Annotated in this window: 20 protein-coding genes; 13 read left to right on the top strand and 7 right to left on the bottom strand. The window is 67.2% G+C overall.

Annotated features, from left to right (window positions below; genetic code table 11):
- Positions 1-63: 63 nt before the first annotated feature.
- From OG874_RS32895 to OG874_RS32880, 4 genes are all read left to right on the top strand, one after another.
- On the top strand, positions 64-708 hold the full coding sequence (locus OG874_RS32895; protein WP_330250969.1) for an FMN-dependent NADH-azoreductase: 645 nt from the start codon (positions 64-66) through the stop codon (positions 706-708).
- Between the two features lie 56 nt (positions 709-764).
- On the top strand, positions 765-1,085 hold the full coding sequence (locus tag OG874_RS32890; protein WP_330250968.1) for a DMT family transporter: 321 nt from the start codon (positions 765-767) through the stop codon (positions 1,083-1,085).
- A gap of 23 nt (positions 1,086-1,108) precedes the next feature.
- Positions 1,109-1,570, top strand: coding sequence for an SRPBCC family protein (locus OG874_RS32885; protein WP_330250967.1), 462 nt, complete (start codon positions 1,109-1,111; stop codon positions 1,568-1,570).
- A gap of 363 nt (positions 1,571-1,933) precedes the next feature.
- Positions 1,934-2,374, top strand: coding sequence for an OsmC family peroxiredoxin (locus tag OG874_RS32880; RefSeq protein ID WP_330250966.1), 441 nt, complete (start codon positions 1,934-1,936; stop codon positions 2,372-2,374).
- A gap of 132 nt (positions 2,375-2,506) precedes the next feature.
- Here the strand turns inward: OG874_RS32880 and OG874_RS32875 are convergent, their stop codons facing one another.
- The 4 genes from OG874_RS32875 to mhuD form a co-directional block, all read right to left on the bottom strand.
- Positions 2,507-2,986, bottom strand: coding sequence for a hypothetical protein (locus tag OG874_RS32875; protein ID WP_330250965.1), 480 nt, complete (start codon positions 2,984-2,986; stop codon positions 2,507-2,509).
- 36 nt (positions 2,987-3,022) lie between these two features.
- A complete protein-coding gene (locus OG874_RS32870) occupies positions 3,023-3,814 on the bottom strand; it encodes a CbtA family protein (RefSeq protein WP_330250964.1) in 792 nt (263 codons plus the stop codon).
- An 8-nt stretch (positions 3,815-3,822) separates the two neighbouring features.
- Entirely contained in the window at positions 3,823-4,017 is a 195-nt protein-coding gene (locus OG874_RS32865) for a CbtB domain-containing protein (protein WP_330250963.1), read from the bottom strand.
- 272 nt (positions 4,018-4,289) lie between these two features.
- A complete protein-coding gene (gene mhuD / locus OG874_RS32860) occupies positions 4,290-4,604 on the bottom strand; it encodes a mycobilin-forming heme oxygenase MhuD (protein ID WP_330250962.1) in 315 nt (104 codons plus the stop codon).
- Between the two features lie 252 nt (positions 4,605-4,856).
- Between mhuD and OG874_RS32855 the strand changes: the two genes are divergently transcribed.
- On the top strand, positions 4,857-5,597 hold the full coding sequence (locus tag OG874_RS32855) for an alpha/beta fold hydrolase (protein WP_330250961.1): 741 nt from the start codon (positions 4,857-4,859) through the stop codon (positions 5,595-5,597).
- A 247-nt stretch (positions 5,598-5,844) separates the two neighbouring features.
- On the opposite strand, the gene OG874_RS32850 is transcribed toward OG874_RS32855, so the two are convergent.
- Complete coding sequence (locus OG874_RS32850) at positions 5,845-6,741, bottom strand: A/G-specific adenine glycosylase (RefSeq protein ID WP_442943451.1); 897 nt, start codon at positions 6,739-6,741, stop codon at positions 5,845-5,847.
- Positions 6,742-6,890: 149 nt separating this feature from the next.
- Between OG874_RS32850 and OG874_RS32845 the strand changes: the two genes are divergently transcribed.
- Both OG874_RS32845 and OG874_RS32840 read left to right on the top strand, forming a co-directional pair.
- Positions 6,891-7,514, top strand: coding sequence for a carbonic anhydrase (locus OG874_RS32845; RefSeq protein ID WP_330250960.1), 624 nt, complete (start codon positions 6,891-6,893; stop codon positions 7,512-7,514).
- 123 nt (positions 7,515-7,637) lie between these two features.
- Positions 7,638-8,318: a hypothetical protein gene (locus OG874_RS32840; protein WP_330250959.1), complete on the top strand. Its 681-nt coding sequence runs from the start codon at positions 7,638-7,640 to the stop codon at positions 8,316-8,318.
- A gap of 1 nt (position 8,319) precedes the next feature.
- Here OG874_RS32840 and radA read toward each other — a convergent pair whose 3' ends face one another.
- Together radA and OG874_RS32830 are read right to left on the bottom strand one after the other, a co-directional pair.
- Complete coding sequence (gene radA, locus OG874_RS32835) at positions 8,320-9,726, bottom strand: DNA repair protein RadA (RefSeq protein ID WP_330250958.1); 1,407 nt, start codon at positions 9,724-9,726, stop codon at positions 8,320-8,322.
- Between the two features lie 114 nt (positions 9,727-9,840).
- Positions 9,841-10,581 carry a hypothetical protein gene (locus OG874_RS32830; RefSeq protein WP_330250957.1) on the bottom strand — a complete coding sequence of 247 codons (741 nt, stop codon included), beginning with the start codon at positions 10,579-10,581 and terminating at the stop codon, positions 9,841-9,843.
- A gap of 377 nt (positions 10,582-10,958) precedes the next feature.
- On the opposite strand from OG874_RS32830, the gene carD reads away from it, so the two are divergent.
- The 6 genes from carD to OG874_RS32800 all read left to right on the top strand — a co-directional run bounded on the left by carD (position 10,959) and on the right by OG874_RS32800 (position 15,514).
- A complete protein-coding gene (gene carD, locus OG874_RS32825; protein ID WP_040686206.1) occupies positions 10,959-11,447 on the top strand; it encodes an RNA polymerase-binding transcription factor CarD in 489 nt (162 codons plus the stop codon).
- Positions 11,448-11,449: 2 nt separating this feature from the next.
- Positions 11,450-12,148, top strand: coding sequence for a 2-C-methyl-D-erythritol 4-phosphate cytidylyltransferase (gene ispD / locus OG874_RS32820; RefSeq protein ID WP_330250956.1), 699 nt, complete (start codon positions 11,450-11,452; stop codon positions 12,146-12,148).
- Between the two features lie 2 nt (positions 12,149-12,150).
- Positions 12,151-12,618, top strand: coding sequence for a 2-C-methyl-D-erythritol 2,4-cyclodiphosphate synthase (gene ispF / locus OG874_RS32815; protein ID WP_330257517.1), 468 nt, complete (start codon positions 12,151-12,153; stop codon positions 12,616-12,618).
- A 64-nt stretch (positions 12,619-12,682) separates the two neighbouring features.
- Positions 12,683-14,110 (top strand): cysteine--tRNA ligase, encoded by a 1,428-nt coding sequence (gene cysS, locus OG874_RS32810; RefSeq protein ID WP_330250955.1) that lies wholly within the window; start codon positions 12,683-12,685, stop codon positions 14,108-14,110.
- Positions 14,110-15,087: a 23S rRNA (guanosine(2251)-2'-O)-methyltransferase RlmB gene (rlmB, locus tag OG874_RS32805; RefSeq protein WP_330250954.1), complete on the top strand. Its 978-nt coding sequence runs from the start codon at positions 14,110-14,112 to the stop codon at positions 15,085-15,087. The genes cysS and rlmB overlap by 1 nt, the downstream gene beginning before the upstream one ends.
- 148 nt (positions 15,088-15,235) lie before the next feature.
- On the top strand, positions 15,236-15,514 hold the full coding sequence (locus tag OG874_RS32800) for a DUF4190 domain-containing protein (protein ID WP_330250953.1): 279 nt from the start codon (positions 15,236-15,238) through the stop codon (positions 15,512-15,514).
- Position 15,515 lies beyond the last annotated feature (1 nt).

The following is a 15,515-nucleotide window of genomic DNA, read 5'->3' as shown; positions in this document are numbered from 1 at the left end:
TCGACAAGTGGACGTAATGTCCACTTATGCGAGACCTGCTGTCGCTATCAGAAGAGGCCGATCATGAGCACGTTGTTGCACCTGGATGCCAGCGCCCGGAGCCGTTCCATCAGCCGGGAACTGAGTGCCGAATTCGGCGAGGCGTGGCGCGCCGAGAATCCGGCGGGCGGCTACATCTACCGCGATCTGGCGGCCCAGCCGGTGCCCTTCATCGACGAGGCGTGGACCGAACTGTGTGACGCCGCACTCGCGCAGCCGACGACCGACCTGAGCCGCCTCGCCGAACTGGTCCGCACCCCTGAACAAGCCGCCGCTTGGGCGATCGTGCGGCCACTGCTGGCCGAGGTGCTGGCCGCCGAGGTGATCCTGATCGGTACCCCGATGTACAACTATTCGATTCCGGCCGCGCTCAAGGCCTGGCTCGATCAGGTGACTTTTCCGCGAATGTCCCTGGGAGACAGGCGATTCGTTGTCGTCACCGCGCGCGGTGGGGCGTACTCGCCCGGTGCGCCCAAGGCCGCCTTCGACTACCAGGAGCGCTACCTGCGGGACTTCTTCGCGGGCAACTTCGCCGTCACCGACACCGTTTTCGTCAATGTGGAACTCGCCAATGCCAGGCAGGACCCGGCGCTCGCGCAGCTGCGCGGCAAGCACGACGAGTCCTACTCCGCCGCAATGGAATCCGTCCGTAGGCTGGCCCACCGCTAGCGACTGCTTGCAGGTCGCTCGAAATGATCCGCTAGCGACATGATCGGAGTACTTAGATGAATTGGATCGTCCTCGGCCTCGCCGGGCTGGTGGAGATCATCTGGTCGCAGAGCATCAAGCCGACGGAGAACTTCACCCGTCTCATCCCCACCGTCATCTGCTTCGTGCTCGGCGCGGTCTCGGTGTACCTGCTGTCGCGGGCGATGCAGACGCTGCCGGTCGGCACCGCCTACGCGATCTTCACCGGTATCGGCGCGGTCGGCGCCATCGGCCTCGGCATCGTAGTCAACAAGGATCCGATGAGTGCGGGTCGGCTGCTGTCGCTGTCGCTGATACTCGGCGGCATCGTGCTGGCGCGCGTCACCAATCCGGAGTGAGTATGCGCGGTACAGTCCGAAATATGGTCGAACCAGTGCGGGTACCAGATCTGTCGTCGCGGCCCTATGGGCTCGAAGTCGAGCGCATGATGGTCGCATCGGCGCCGGTGCTGTACCGGGCCTGGACCGAGCAGTTCGACCACTGGTTCGCGGCTCCCGGCTCGGTGCTCATGCGTCCCGCGGTGAACGAGCCGTTCTTCTTCGAAACCGACTACCAGGGCATGCGCAGCCCACACTACGGACGTTTCCTGCGCCTGAACCCGGACCAGTTGGTCGAGCTGACCTGGGTGACCGGAACGGGCGGCACCGACGGCGCGGAGACCACGGTGACAGTCCATTTCGCCCCGACCGACTACGGCACCCGACTCAGCCTGGCGCACGCGGGGTTCGCCGACGAACCCTCCCGCGACCGCCACTCCCAGGCCTGGCCCATGGTGCTCGAACAGCTCGATCAGCGCACCGGAACCCCCCTCGAACAGCGGTAACCGGCCGCCGTATTCGCGGCAGCGCCTGCCCGCCGCACCCGCGGCAACGGATCGATAGCGACACACGTGAATCGAGCTCAGCCGGGCCAGCGGCGAACCCGAAGACAATGCGCGGCCGAGTCGGATCCAGCCACACCGACTCGGTCGCGCGGGTGAACTCGACCAGCAACCGGAACATGTTGGAGTCGGGCGTTCGGGATGACGTGGTGATGCGGAATGGAGTTTCAGCGCGGTCGTTCGTACCGCAGTGTTGGATTCGTTCGCACAGGGCTCTGCGCGATCGCGGCTTCGGACTCCGTTGTGCACCGGGCGGCGGTAGGTTCGACTACGAATCGTGATTCGAACATCATCGAAAGGACTGTGATGCCCACACGTACCGCGCGCACTGCTTGGACCGGCGGCCTGCAGGACGGCTCCGGCCAGGTCGAGCTGGCCAGCTCCGGTGTCGGTAAGTATGACGTCTCGTTCCCCAAGCGTGCCGCCGACGATGCCGACGGCACCACCAGCCCCGAGGAACTGATCGCCGCGGCCCACTCCTCCTGCTTCGCGATGGCCCTCTCCGCCCAGATCGGCAACGCGGGCGCGACCCCGGAGAGCCTGGACGTGACCGCCGACGTAACCCTCGGCCCCGACCCCGACGGTGGCTTCCGCATCAGCGCCATCAAACTCACCGTCCGCGGCAGGGTCTCCGGCTTGGACGCCGACGGCTTCGCGGCCGCCGCGGCTGCCGCCAAGGCGGGCTGCCCCGTCAGCAAGGCCCTCGCCGGAGTCGACAACATCACCCTCGACGCCGCCCTCGCCTGACTTCCCGGCCCCTCGCACACCCACCGTGTGCGAGGGGCCCAGTGGTCATACGATCCTCACCGCTCGCGCACCCGGTAGCACTCGAAACCGCCACTCTCAACTCCTGCAAACGCCCGAAACCAAGCGGCAGCATCAGGCGCGGTGCGAGCGGAAGTATCGGCGGGCGCTCGGGCGGTACATTGCGGGGATGGCAACCAGTACCGCCAGGATGTGGGCGGTGCGGAAGGCTCCGGTGATCACTGCGGACGGGGTGAGGTCGTCGAAGAGGTCGCTGAATTCCCTGGCGGACAACGTGGCTGCCAGTGGTTCGATGATCAGTGACGCCAGGCCGATTACGCCGATGCCGAAGGTGAGGACGATGCGGGCCCAGCGGGCGCCGCGCGCCATTTGGCAGGCCACCGCAAGTACCACCAGGTAGATGGTGCCGCGGATGGCCAGACCTGTGGCGAGAGAGCCGATATCGGCGTTCGGCCGGTCCAACTGAACGGCGGTGTAGGTGATCGCCTCACCGACGCCGCACAGCAGGGCGACGACGAGGCCGATGAATGCCACCGAAACCGCGCGCGGCGGGCGGTTGGTGTGTGGTGCGACGGAAAAGGCAGTGCCGGTCATGGAACCGACACTGCCTCCCGCAGTACGAACTCCGGATCAGCCTGCGGTAGTGACCGGCTCTCGTACCGGAGTGCTACCGCGCGTGGCGAATTCGGTGAGCGCCGCGAATCCGATGCCCAGGGATGCCCACAGCGTGGCCGTCTCGCCGAGCGAGGTCGCGCGGAACTGCCACAGCAGCACGGCCGGGAAGTCTTCCTTCACCTCGTTGATGCCGGGCAGCAGGATGTAGCCGAGCACCACGACGAGCACGAACGCCGCGACACCAGCGATCAGCCGGACCGTATCGAGCTGTGTGGCAAGCAGTTTGTAGATGAATACCCCGATGCCGACGGCCGCGAGCCCGAGCAACACCGCTGCCAGCCACAGCAAGGTGCGCTCGTTGATGGTGTCGGGTTCACCCACGGCAGGTGGATTGGCCGGGTATTTGAAGAACGGCACCGCGACGATCGCGGTCCAACCGGCCAGCGCCAGCCCGAGTGCCAGCTTCGGCCCGGACAACGTGGTGTACCTGCGCGCGAAGTGGGCGACCGAAGCGAAGATGGCACCGAGTGCGAGCCCGGCGAGTCCGAGCGCCAGGAATTGTCCTGCCTTCTGCCCGGACCTGCTGACCAGCGGCGCTTCCTCATCGCCGTGCGAATGTCCGGCGCTCGAATGCTCGGCGGACTCCGCCTTCGCGGTATTGGCCTCTTCGATGGAAATGGCGGCATCGATCTTGGGTTCGCCGACGAAATAGCCCACTGTCGCGGCCAGCAGACCGGCGATCAGGCCGGCCAGCAGGCCGCGCAACAGCAGAGTCTTGAGCGATCCGCCCAGGGGAGTAGGCGGCACGGGTGAATTCAGTGACACGGAACACCCAGCAGGTGACGTCCGTCGTGCATCAACTCGTGCAGGTACATCCCGCTGCGCGAGATGACGCCCTGGTCGAACCCGACCAGGTACAGCGTGAGCAGTGCCAGAAGAACGACGCCTACTGCGACGAGCAGCGTGCCGAGCGAATCGGTTGCCCGACTCGGTGAATGCGCGATGGCCATTCGAGTCCTCCTAGGGATGCGCGTCCCGTCAGTTGGTCGGTGCGAAGGTGCCGGTGTCTGGCTTTCCGGCACCAAGGACTCGGTGCAGGAACACAGTGGCGCGACCGCTTCGGAGTATCACCGAATTACCGCATCACCTTCACGTTTGTCATTCGAACTGTGACAGCTGTCGGCATCCGCGTCAACACCGCCGGTGGCTGCTCGCTGGTCGCTCGAAGAATCGGCAGCCGACTCGCCCACCGCAGGGTGGGCGAGTCGGCTGCCGCGTCTGTTCAGGAAGCGGATTTGCCGGCGACGTCCAGCACGACCTCGAACTCGAGCAGCGAGGCCCCGGTCGAAACCGGCTTCTGCCGCTCGCCCGCATGCGCTTCCCGCGCGGGCCCGTCCCGCCACGCCGCGAACGATTCCTCCGAATCCCACTGGGTCACAACGAAGTACCGGTTCTCCCCGGCCACCGGCCGCAGCAACTGGAAGCCGAGAAACCCGGGCGAGCCCTCGACCGCGTGCGCGCGGTGGGCGAACCGCTTCTCCAACTCGGGGCCTGCGCCCTCCGGAACCTCGATCGCATTGATCTTCACAACAGCCATGCGTCCGACAATACGTTCGCCGATGACTTGCCCACTACGGAGCGAGTCTTACGAGCGACCGTTCGCGGCCCGTCTCGCGTCCGCGCCGGAGGCGCGGCCATCGAACTCAGCCGAGCCGTCGAAGCGCATGCGCCGCAGGCGCGAGTCTCGACGGCACCGCTTGCGACTGCTTGCAGGTCGCTCGAAAGGGTCGGACGCGAGACATCAGGGGGCCGCGAACACGCCGTGCCGCAGGCACGGCAAAATGTCACTGTGTACGACGAAGGCGGAGCAGGGGGCCCGATCCTGCTGCTGCACGGACTGATGGGCAGCGCCCGCACCTGGCGTGATCAGCTGGAGTGGCTGCGCGAGTTCGGTCATGTCTACACCTTCGATGCCGCGGGTCACGGCCGTCCCGCGCCCGCGGAGCTGACCACCGAGGCCTTCATCGACGACCTCGCCGCGGCCACCGCCGAAATCACCGAACCCATGGTCGTGATCGGGCATTCGATGGGCGGGCTGCACGGCTGGGTGTTCGCCGCGCAATATCCGGAGCGGGTGCGCGCGCTGGTGGTGGAGGACATCGCCCCCGACTTCCGCGGTCGCACCGCCGCGAACTGGGCGGCCATGATCGAGGCCTGGCCGCAACCGTTTCCGGACGAGCGCGCCGTCCTGGATTACTTCGGGCTGGTGGCCGGACGCTACTTCCTCAACTCCTTCGACCACGGCCCCGACGGCTACCGCCTGCACGGTTCGGTCTCGACCTTCCGCGATATCTCCGAGGAGTGGGGCACCCGCGATTTCTGGCCGCAGTGGCGCGCGGTTCGAGCACCCGTCCTGCTGATCGAAGGCGAATTCACGGTCACCCCGGAGGGGCAGATGCGGCAGATGGCCGTCGTTCACCCCGATGCCACCTACATTCGCGTCCCGAACTCCGGCCACCTGGTCCACGACGACCAACCCGAGCGCTATCGCGCCGAAGTCGAACAATTCCTCCGCAAAGTCCTCGCCTGAGCCCGGATCACTAGCCAGCCTCGCCCCTTGTGGACGCCTGACGCAAAGGCCGCCACAGGGTTCCGTGGAAAACGGTCAGTCGACGGGGCCGCCTCCGCCCGCCAATTCGAAGAGCCGGTCTTTGAATACGCCAGGCCGCTAGCAGGTTCCGTGGAAAACGGTCAGTCGACGGGGCCGCCTCCGCCCGCCAGCTCGAAGAGCCGGTCTTTGAATACGCCAGGCCGCTAGCGGGCTCCTCGGACGACGGTCAGTCGACGGTTCCGCCTTCTCCTGCCAGTGCGAACAGCCCGTCTGCGGTCTGCTCGATAAGGCCGTCCAGAAGTAGCGAGTCCAGCGCACGGTCCCGCTGACCAGGGTCGCGAGTCCAGGCCAGGTCCAAGCGAATTCGCTCGACCGGGCCGGTGGCGTCACGCAAGACGTCGAGTAAACGACCGCGCGCCTGCCGATCGGTGCCCTCGTACTTCTGCGTCTTGCGAACCACGTCGGATACCGGCCGGCCCGCGGACACCCACGCGCACTCCGGCAGCGGGCAGCGCACGCAGTCGGGCGTGCGCGCCGTGCACACCGTCGCGCCCAACTCCATCAGCGCCGCGGAAAACATCGCGGCGTGGTCGATTCGGCGCGGCAGCAGTGCTTCGGTCTCCGGCAGATCGCGCGAAGACGGATTACCGGCCTCGGCCCGTCCGTGCACCGCCCGCGCCACCACCCGGCGAACATTGGTGTCCACCACCGGAACGCGCTGCCCATACGCGAAGCAGGCCACCGCCCTGGCCGTATACGCGCCGATGCCGGGCAGACCGAGTAGCACGTCGACATCCGCGGGCACCTCGTCACCGTGCTCCCGCGTAAGCACCTCGGCGCACTCGTGCAGCCGCAACGCCCGCCGCGGATACCCCAGCTTGCCCCAGGCCCGCAGTACTTCCGCCTGCGAAGAGGCCGCCATCGCCGACGGCACCGGCCAGCGCGCCACCCACTCCCGCCAGATCGGCTCGACCCGCACCACCGGCGTCTGCTGCAGCATGATCTCGCTCATCAGGATCTGCCACGCGGTGACGCCTTCGCGACGCCACGGCAGATCCCGGGCGGTCTCTCGGTACCAGTCCAGCAACAAGTCGGCATCCACGCGATTGGTCTCCGCCGCGATCTTGCGCACCGCGCCGGCACGCTTATGTGCTGCGCCACCCTCGAACACTGCCCTCACCGTTCCTACTCGTCCCATGGCCAGTCGATATTTGCCAACCCGTAACGAAACGAACTCGCTGGTAACCCCATGCGATGTGCACAATGACTGTTATGCCCGATACCAACCCGATCAGTGCCTGGAAATCCCTACGCGAGGGCAACGAGCGTTTCGTGAACGGCGCGCTGCTGCATCCTAGTCAGGGCGCGGTCGACCGGGCGAAACTCGTCAGCGGCCAGCATCCGCACGCCATCCTGTTCGGCTGCGGTGACTCCCGCGTCGCCGCCGAGCTGATCTTCGACCAGGGCCTCGGCGATATGTTCGTCGTGCGCACCGCGGGCCACGTGGTGGACAGTTCGGTGCTCGGCTCGATCGAGTACGGGGTGCAGGTGTTGAACGTGCCGCTGATCGTGGTGCTCGGCCACGACAGCTGCGGCGCGGTGAAGGCCACCATCGACGCACTGGACGGCGGCGAGGTGCCGGGCGGGTTCATCCGCAGTGTCGTCGAGCGGGTCACGCCGTCGATTCTGATCGGGCGCCGGGAGGGACTGTCCACCGTCGACGAGATGGAGGCCAGGCATGTGGTGGAGACCAGCAGGCTGCTCATGCAGCGGTCGATGATCATCTCGCAGCGGGTGGCGACCGGTGAGTGCGCGATCGCCTGTGTCACCTATAAGCTGGCCGAGGGCCGGGTGCAGCTGCAGCGGGTCGTCGGCAATATCGGTGAGCTGGCCTGATCCGGCCGATTGACAGCACGCCCAGCGTGCCGACCGGAATTTACCTGCCGCGCTCGCGTTTTCCGATCCGACACGCCGGGGTCCTGAGTCGCTGTACCGGATCGTGCCCTTACCGTTGACTCCGTGCTGGAACCGAATGGACCGCTGCCTCCGGAGATCTATTGGCGACGCCGCGCGCTCGCCATCGGCATCCTGGTCGTGGCGCTCGCACTGGTGATCTGGTTGGTCTTGACGGTCGCGCGCGGCGGCGATTCGCCCGGCACTACGAAGGCGGCCGCGACGAGTTCGTCGTCGGCGACGAACAAGCCCGCTGCGGCGTCCGCCTCGACGCCGCCGTCGACCACCGGTGAAACCAGCGCGAAGCCATCCGGCACCACTGTCGCCAATGCCAGCGGTGCCGCGGGCGCGGCGGGCATCTGCCCCGATCAGTCGCTTGCGGTGAAGGTGACCGTCGAGCAGCCGACCTACAAGACCGGTGAGACCCCGGTATTCGGCATCGTGATCACCAATATCTCGTCCTCGGCTTGCTCGCGTGACGTCGGCTCCGGACTGCAGCAGGTCTCGGTGACCAGCCTCGACGGCCAGCGTCGCCTGTGGTCGAGTACCGACTGCTACCCGGACGGCGCGCCGGATGTGCGCACCCTGAATCGCGGCGAGCAGGCGGCGTTCATGGTCACCTGGTCGGGTTCGACCTCGCAGCCCAACTGCGCCGGTGACCGGGTCCAGGTGCCGCCGGGCGCGTATGCCGTTGTCGCGCAGCTCGGTTCACTGCGCAGCGCGGCCGAGCCGTTCAATATCGCCTAGTTCAGAAGTCCGCAGGCGCCTCGGCGGGTGCGCTGCGCGCCTTGCGCAACCCGGCGAGGCGGATGGCCGACTTCATATCGCCCACCTCGTGAATCTTCATGCCGCTCTTGGCCCGTGCCAAGCCCGGCGGCACCAGCGCGGTGGTGAACCCGAGCCGTTCGGCCTCGGCGAGTCTGCGCTCCAGTCCGGTCACCCGACGCACCTCACCGGCGAGCCCGACCTCCCCGAGGATCACCCAGCCGACGGGCAGCGCCTGATCGCGTTCGGCACTCGCGATGGCAAGTGCGACAGCGAGATCCGCGGCGGGCTCCAGTAGCCGCATGCCACCGACCGTCGCGGCGTAGACGTCGTGCTTGCCGAGGAACACCCGCGCACGGCTCTGCAGCACGGCCAGCACCATCGCGACCCGGTTGTAGTCCAGTCCGCTCACCGCCCGGCGCGGATTCGGGATCTCGGTGTGCACGGTGAGGCCCTGCACCTCGGCGACCAGCGGCCGCTTACCGTCCATCGCCACCGTCACGGCCGTGCCGGGTACCGAATCGGTGCGGTGGTGCAGGAACAGCCCGGACGGATCGGTGACGCAGGAGATCCCGTCGTCGTGTAGTTCGAAACAGCCGACCTCATCGGAGCTGCCGAAGCGGTTCTTGATCCCGCGCACCATGCGCAGCGTGGAGTTCTTATCGCCCTCGAACTGCAGCACCACATCCACCAGATGCTCGAGCGTGCGCGGGCCTGCGATATTGCCGTCCTTGGTGACATGTCCCACCAACAGCACCGCGATCCCGCTCGCCTTGGCCAGTGAGGTGAGCGCCGCCGCGACCGCGCGCACCTGGGTGACGCCGCCGATGGTGCCGTCCACCTCGGGTACCAGCATGGTCTGCACCGAGTCGACCACCAGCAGCGTCGGCCGCACCTGCTCGACATGGCCGAGCACGATCGACAGATCCGATTCCGCGGCCAGATACACCCGCTCGTGGACGGCGTTGGTCCTGTCGGCGCGCAGCCGGACCTGTCCGGCCGATTCCTCCGCGGTGACATACAGCGACTTCTCGTCGCGCTGGGTGGCCCACCGGTGGGCCACCTCCAACAGCAGCGTCGACTTGCCGACTCCCGGCTCACCGGAGAGCAGTACGACCGATCCGGGCACGATGCCGCCGCCGAGCACCCGGTCGAGTTCCTCGACCCCGGTCGGCCTGGCCTGGGTGACCTTCGAATCGATCTGCGAGATGGGCGCGGCGGCGGTGCTCGGCAGCATGGCCCGCCGCCCGACCGGCGATGCCGCGGTCGCCGCCGATCCGGCTACCTCGTCGACGGTGCCCCACGCACCGCACTCCGGGCACTTGCCCACCCACTTGGCGACCTCGTACCGGCAGGCGGAGCATCGGAATATCGACTTGGTCTTGGCCACAGGCGCACCTTACGGACCGCCTCCGACAACCCGGCTCGACAGCCGTCGCAAATACGAAAACGGCTGCCGCGCCGTTGCGCGACAGCCGTAGGTTCGCCCCGTGGGGTCAGTGAATCAGTGACCGCCCTCGGGCGCGGCGGCCTTACCGTCCTCGTGCCGTTCGGCCAGCGGCCCGGCGTCGACCGGGACCTGGACGGTCACGGTGCCGTTCTGCTTGAAGTTGAAGGTCACCGGGTAAGTGAGGCCGGGGGTGATGTCCTTGGAAAGACCGGTGATCTCGATCAGTCCGGGCTTCTTCTCCGGATCGACGGTGGTCTTGTCGCCGGCCGGACCGGCGCCGTGCTCATCGGGCTTGGCGGAGGTGGACGGCGCTGCGGTAGTCGGCGTCGCGCTGCTGGACGGCGTCGCGCCGTGCTCGTCGGACTTGGCCGCGGTGCCCTGCGCGGCGGCCGCGGTGGTAGCCGCGACGACGGTCTGCTGGGGGGCGATCCGGAATGCCGGATCACCCGCGGGCGGGGTGATCTTCACCGTACCGAGGTCGGTGCTGATGCTGGTCAGCTCGTCGGTGACGGTCTCGCCGTTGTTGATGATCGACAGCGCGATGATCGCCTTGCCGCCCTTGGTGTTGGTGTACTCGCTGCCCGCGACCGGGAAGACGATGTGCACGTTGCGCAGCGCGATCCGGTCGATATCGGCGTGGTTGCCGTTGACCGCGGCGACCTGGGTCGCGGTCTGTGCGATCTGGCCAGCACTGCAGCCGGACAGCACGAGCGCCGCTCCGGCGGCGAGCGCGGCAACCGAAACCATGCGACGTCGCGCCCCTGATGAGGCGGTCACAGCTTTCAGGGCAGTCACGGGTTGTCCCTCCATGTCGACCGGGCTCACTCCGCTAGGGAGAGTAATAACTAGGCAGCGTAGTAGTAGCCTCCGAGGAGCGGGCGTCGGGGCTGGCGACTCGCGGGGGTCAGGTAACAGTTCGGTCGAATGTTGTCCCGCAGCGACCGCTGGTGGATCGCTCGAAATGGTCCGGTTGCGGGGGTGCTGCTGGGTGCGTGGACCCGCTCATGTGATAACCGTGCCGGTCGATAACTCGTTCTGGCACAACGTAATGCACACCGCACCGGATCTGTCAACCCCTGTGGTTGGCTCGTTGTGGCCCTGACCTGCACAGTTGATCGCGCCGTTACCGAGTCGCATGTTAAACTGTGAACATCGAAAGGGGCACGGGACACATGATTTTTAAGGTCGGAGACACCGTCGTTTACCCCCACCACGGAGCGGCGCTGATCGAAGCAATCGAGACTCGCACCATCAAGGGTGTGCAGAAAGAGTATCTGGTCCTGAAGGTCGCCCAAGGTGACCTGACTGTTCGCGTTCCCGCAGAGAACGCCGAATATGTCGGCGTGCGTGACGTCGTCGGCCAGGAGGGTCTCGACCGAGTCTTCCAGGTGCTGCGTGCGCCACACACCGAAGAACCGACTAACTGGTCTCGCCGCTACAAGGCCAACCTGGAGAAGCTCGCCTCCGGCGATGTGAACAAGGTGGCCGAGGTCGTTCGGGACCTGTGGCGTCGGGAGCAGGATCGCGGTCTGTCTGCGGGTGAGAAGCGGATGTTGGCGAAGGCCCGTCAGATTCTCGTCGGTGAGCTCGCGCTCGCCGAGGGGACCGATGACGGCAAGGCCGAGACGCTTCTCGATGAGGTTCTCGCTGCGGCTTCCTGACCGTGAACGTTTCTAACAACGACGGATCCGTCGTTGCGTTGGTGCCTGCCGCCGGTCGCGGCGTACGCCTGGGTGAATCGATACCCAAAGCGTTCGTCACGGTCGGCGGCACACCTATGGTCCGGCTGGCCGTCGACGGCCTGATCGCCTCCGGGGCGGTCGACCGGATCATCGTGATGGTCCCCGCCGAACTCGCCGAGAGCGCCGTTGCCCTGCTGCCGCCCTCGGAGTCGGTGCGTGTGGTCATCGGCGGCGCCGAGCGCACCGATTCGGTGCGCTCGGGTATCACCGCCGCCCCGAACGCGTCCTATTTCCTCGTGCACGATGCCGCTCGCGCATTGACTCCGCCCGCGCTGATCGCCCGGGTCGTGGCCGAGCTGCGGGCCGGCGCCGATGCCGTCGTGCCCGCCCTGCCCGTGGTCGACACCATCAAGTCGGTGGACGCGCACGGCGGCGTCACCGGCACCCCCGACCGCGCCGGGCTACGCGCCATTCAAACGCCGCAGGGTTTCGCCGCCGAATTGCTGCGCGCGGCCTACGCCGATGAGCGACTGCGGGCCACCGACGATGCGGGTCTGGTCGAACTGCTCGGCACCCAGGTGCACACCATCCCTGGCGACCCCATGGCTTTCAAGATCACCACCCGGCTCGATCTGCTGCTCGCCAACGCGGTGCTCGACGGCGCGGAGCTGCGGCCATGACCATGCGCGTCGGCATCGGCAGCGATGTCCACCCGATCGAATCCGGCAGGCCGTGCTGGATGGCGGGTCTGCTCTTCGACGGTGACGACGGCTGCGCCGGACATTCCGACGGCGACGTCGCCGCGCACGCGCTGTGCGACGCACTGCTCTCGGCGGCCGGGCTCGGTGACGTCGGCGCGGTCTTCGGCACCGGACGCCCCGAATGGGCGGGCGTCTCCGGCGCGGCCATGCTGAAAGAAGTGCGCAGGCTCCTTGACGAAGCGGGCTTCGAAGTTGTCAACGCGGCGGTCCAGGTGATCGGCAATCGGCCCAAGATCGGACCGCGTCGCGCCGAGGCCCAAGAGGTGTTGAGCGAGCTGCTCGGCGCCCCGGTCTCGGTGTCGGGCACCACCACCGACGGCCTCGGTTTGACCGGCCGCGGCGAGGGCGTGGCCGCGATGGCTACCGCCCTGCTACAAGCCTGTCGTTGAGCTCGCTCCGGCGGGCCGGATCCGGTCCGTGTACGGCCTTATCTACCAGCTAGGATGAACCTCCGTGACTCTGCGCCTGTTTGACACCGACACGCGGACCATGCGCGATTTCGCGCCCCTGGTCCCCGGCCGTGCCTCGGTGTACCTGTGTGGCGCCACCGTTCAGGGTGAACCACACATCGGCCATGTGCGCAGCGGAGTCGCATTCGACGTGCTGCGACGCTGGCTGCTCGCACACGACTACGACGTGTGGTTCATCCGCAATGTCACCGATATCGAGGACAAGATCCTGACCAAGGCCGCCGAGGCGGGCCGGCCGTGGTGGGAGTGGGCCGCGACCTACGAGCGCGCCTTCGACAAGGCCTACGAAACGCTCGGCGTGCTGCCGCCGTCGGTGGAACCGCGCGCGACCGGCCACATCACCCAGATGATCGACCTGATGCAGCGGCTCATCGAGCGCGGGCACGCCTACCCCTCAGCGGGCAACGTCTACTTCGACGTGCTCAGCTACCCCGAGTACGGCAGCCTTTCCGGGCACCGGCTCGATGACGTGCACCAGGGCGAGAGCGCGGGCGAGGGCAAGCGTGATCAGCGCGACTTCACGCTGTGGAAGGCCGCCAAACCGGGCGAGCCGACCTGGCCGTCGCCGTGGGGCCCCGGGCGGCCCGGCTGGCATCTGGAGTGCTCGGCGATGGCCGAGTTCTACCTCGGCTCCGAATTCGATATCCATTGCGGCGGAATGGATCTGGTCTTCCCGCACCACGAGAACGAGATCGCCCAGTCCAAGGCCGCCGGTGACGGATTCGCGCGGTATTGGCTGCACAACGGCTGGGTGACCATGGGCGGCGAGAAGATGTCCAAATCGCTGGGCAATGTGCTCTCGGTGCCGAATGTGCTGAAAAAGGTTCGGGCCGTTGAACTTCGGTTCTACCTGGGCAGCGCGCACTACCGCTCGATGCTGGAGTATTCGGATAAGGCGCTCTACGACGCCGCGGCCTCGTATCAGCGGATCGAGGCCTTCGTGCACCGGGTGGCCGAGCGGGCCGGGGAGATCGCGGTCGGCAAGTGGACCGACGCGTTCGCGGAGGCGATCGACGACGATCTCGCGATTCCGCGGGCTCTGGCCGAGGTGCACCGCGTGGTGCACGAAGGCAATAAGGCGCTGGAGTCGGGCGCGATCGATGAGGCCGTCGAACTGGCCGGACAGGTCCGGGCCATGCTGAACATTCTCGGCGTCTGCCCGTTCGACTCGCAGTGGTATGCCCCACAGGACAACTCCGTCGCGCTGGACGCACTCGATGTGCTGGTGCGGGCCGAACTCGATCGTCGCCAGCAGGCGCGTGCCGATAAGGATTGGGCGAGCGCCGACGCGGCGCGGGACCGGTTGCAGGCCGCCGGAATCGATGTGACCGATACCGCACAGGGTCCGGAATGGTCGCTGGGTGCGGCGCAGCATTCGCCGGGCGCGGTGCAGCGTGGAAAGGCGAACTGATGGCTGGCAACTCACAACGACGAGGCGCGATTCGTAAGGGCGGCAGCAAGAAGGGCGCCGTCGTCGGCTCCGGCGGGCAGCGCAGGCGCGGACTGGAGCCGCGCGGCGCGACACCGCCCGCCGAGGCGCGCACCAAGCATCCCGCCGCCAAGCGCGCCGCGGCCAAGGCGAAGGCCGCGGCACAGGGCAAGTCGGGGCCGCGCGGTGGCGGCCGCCCGGCCGGGCGCAAGAACGACGACGGTCCGGAGATGGTGCTGGGCCGCAATCCGGTCATCGAATGTCTGCGCGCCGGTGTGCCCGCGACCGCGCTGTACGTCGCGGTCGGCACCGAGAACGACGACCGGCTGACCGAGAGTGTGAAGATCGCCGCCGATGCCGGAATCTCGATCCTCGAGGTGCCACGCACCGATCTGGATCGGTTGAGTGCCAACGGACTGCATCAGGGCGTGGCGTTGCAGGTGCCGCCGTACCGGTATGCGCATCCGGATGATCTGGTGGGGCTCGTCCGCGCTTCGGGTACACCAGCATTGCTGGTGGCGCTGGACAATATCTCCGATCCGCGCAATCTCGGCGCGGTGATCCGCTCGGTAGCCGCCTTCGGTGGCCAGGGTGTGCTGATCCCGCAGCGGCGCAGCGCCAGCGTCACCGCGGTGGCCTGGCGCACCAGCGCCGGTGCGGCGGCCCGGCTTCCGGTCGCGCGCGCGACGAATCTGACTCGCACGCTGAAGGATTGGGCGTCGCAGGGGTTCCAGATAGTCGGTCTCGACGCGGGTGGCGACACCACGCTCGATGATTTCGACGGTCGTGAGCCCACCGTGATCGTGGTGGGTTCGGAGGGCAAGGGGCTGTCCCGACTGGTCCGCGAGACCTGCGATTCCATTCTCGGCATCCCGATGGCCGGGCCGGTGGAATCGCTGAACGCGTCGGTCGCGGCGGGCGTCGTGCTCTCCGAGATCGCCCGCCAGCGCCGCAGCTGACCGCACGTACTCTTGGCGGCCGCACATATGCGATCACACCTGTGTAGCGACGAATGGGCGTGCGCCGGGCCGTATCCACCGAGGCGTTCTACAAATCGGCAGCCGCGGTTGAACCGCAAATCGACTACAGCCCCGTAGAATTCGACTTGTGGTCATCCCGAATCAGGCTCCCAAGGAGACGATCGAGCATCCGCACGCGACGGCTGTGCTGACGCTCGGTGCGGTGAGTCTGTTCTGCTGCGGCGCACTGGGACCGGTGGCCTGGGCGCTCGGTAGACGTTCGCTCAACCAGATCGAGGAATCCCACGGTGGTTACGGTGGCCGCGCTCAGGTGCTGGTCGGCTACATCCTCGGCATCATCGCCACGATCCTCATGGTGTGCATGGCGATCGTATTCCTGCTCATCCTGGTCGGCGGCCGGGCCTAGG

Origin of the sequence: Nocardia sp. NBC_00565 (genome assembly GCF_036345915.1) — a bacterium.
Taxonomy (GTDB): Bacteria; Actinomycetota; Actinomycetes; order Mycobacteriales; family Mycobacteriaceae; genus Nocardia.
Note: the sequence above shows the minus strand (reverse complement) of the source record. Positions and strands in the feature narration are given on the sequence as shown.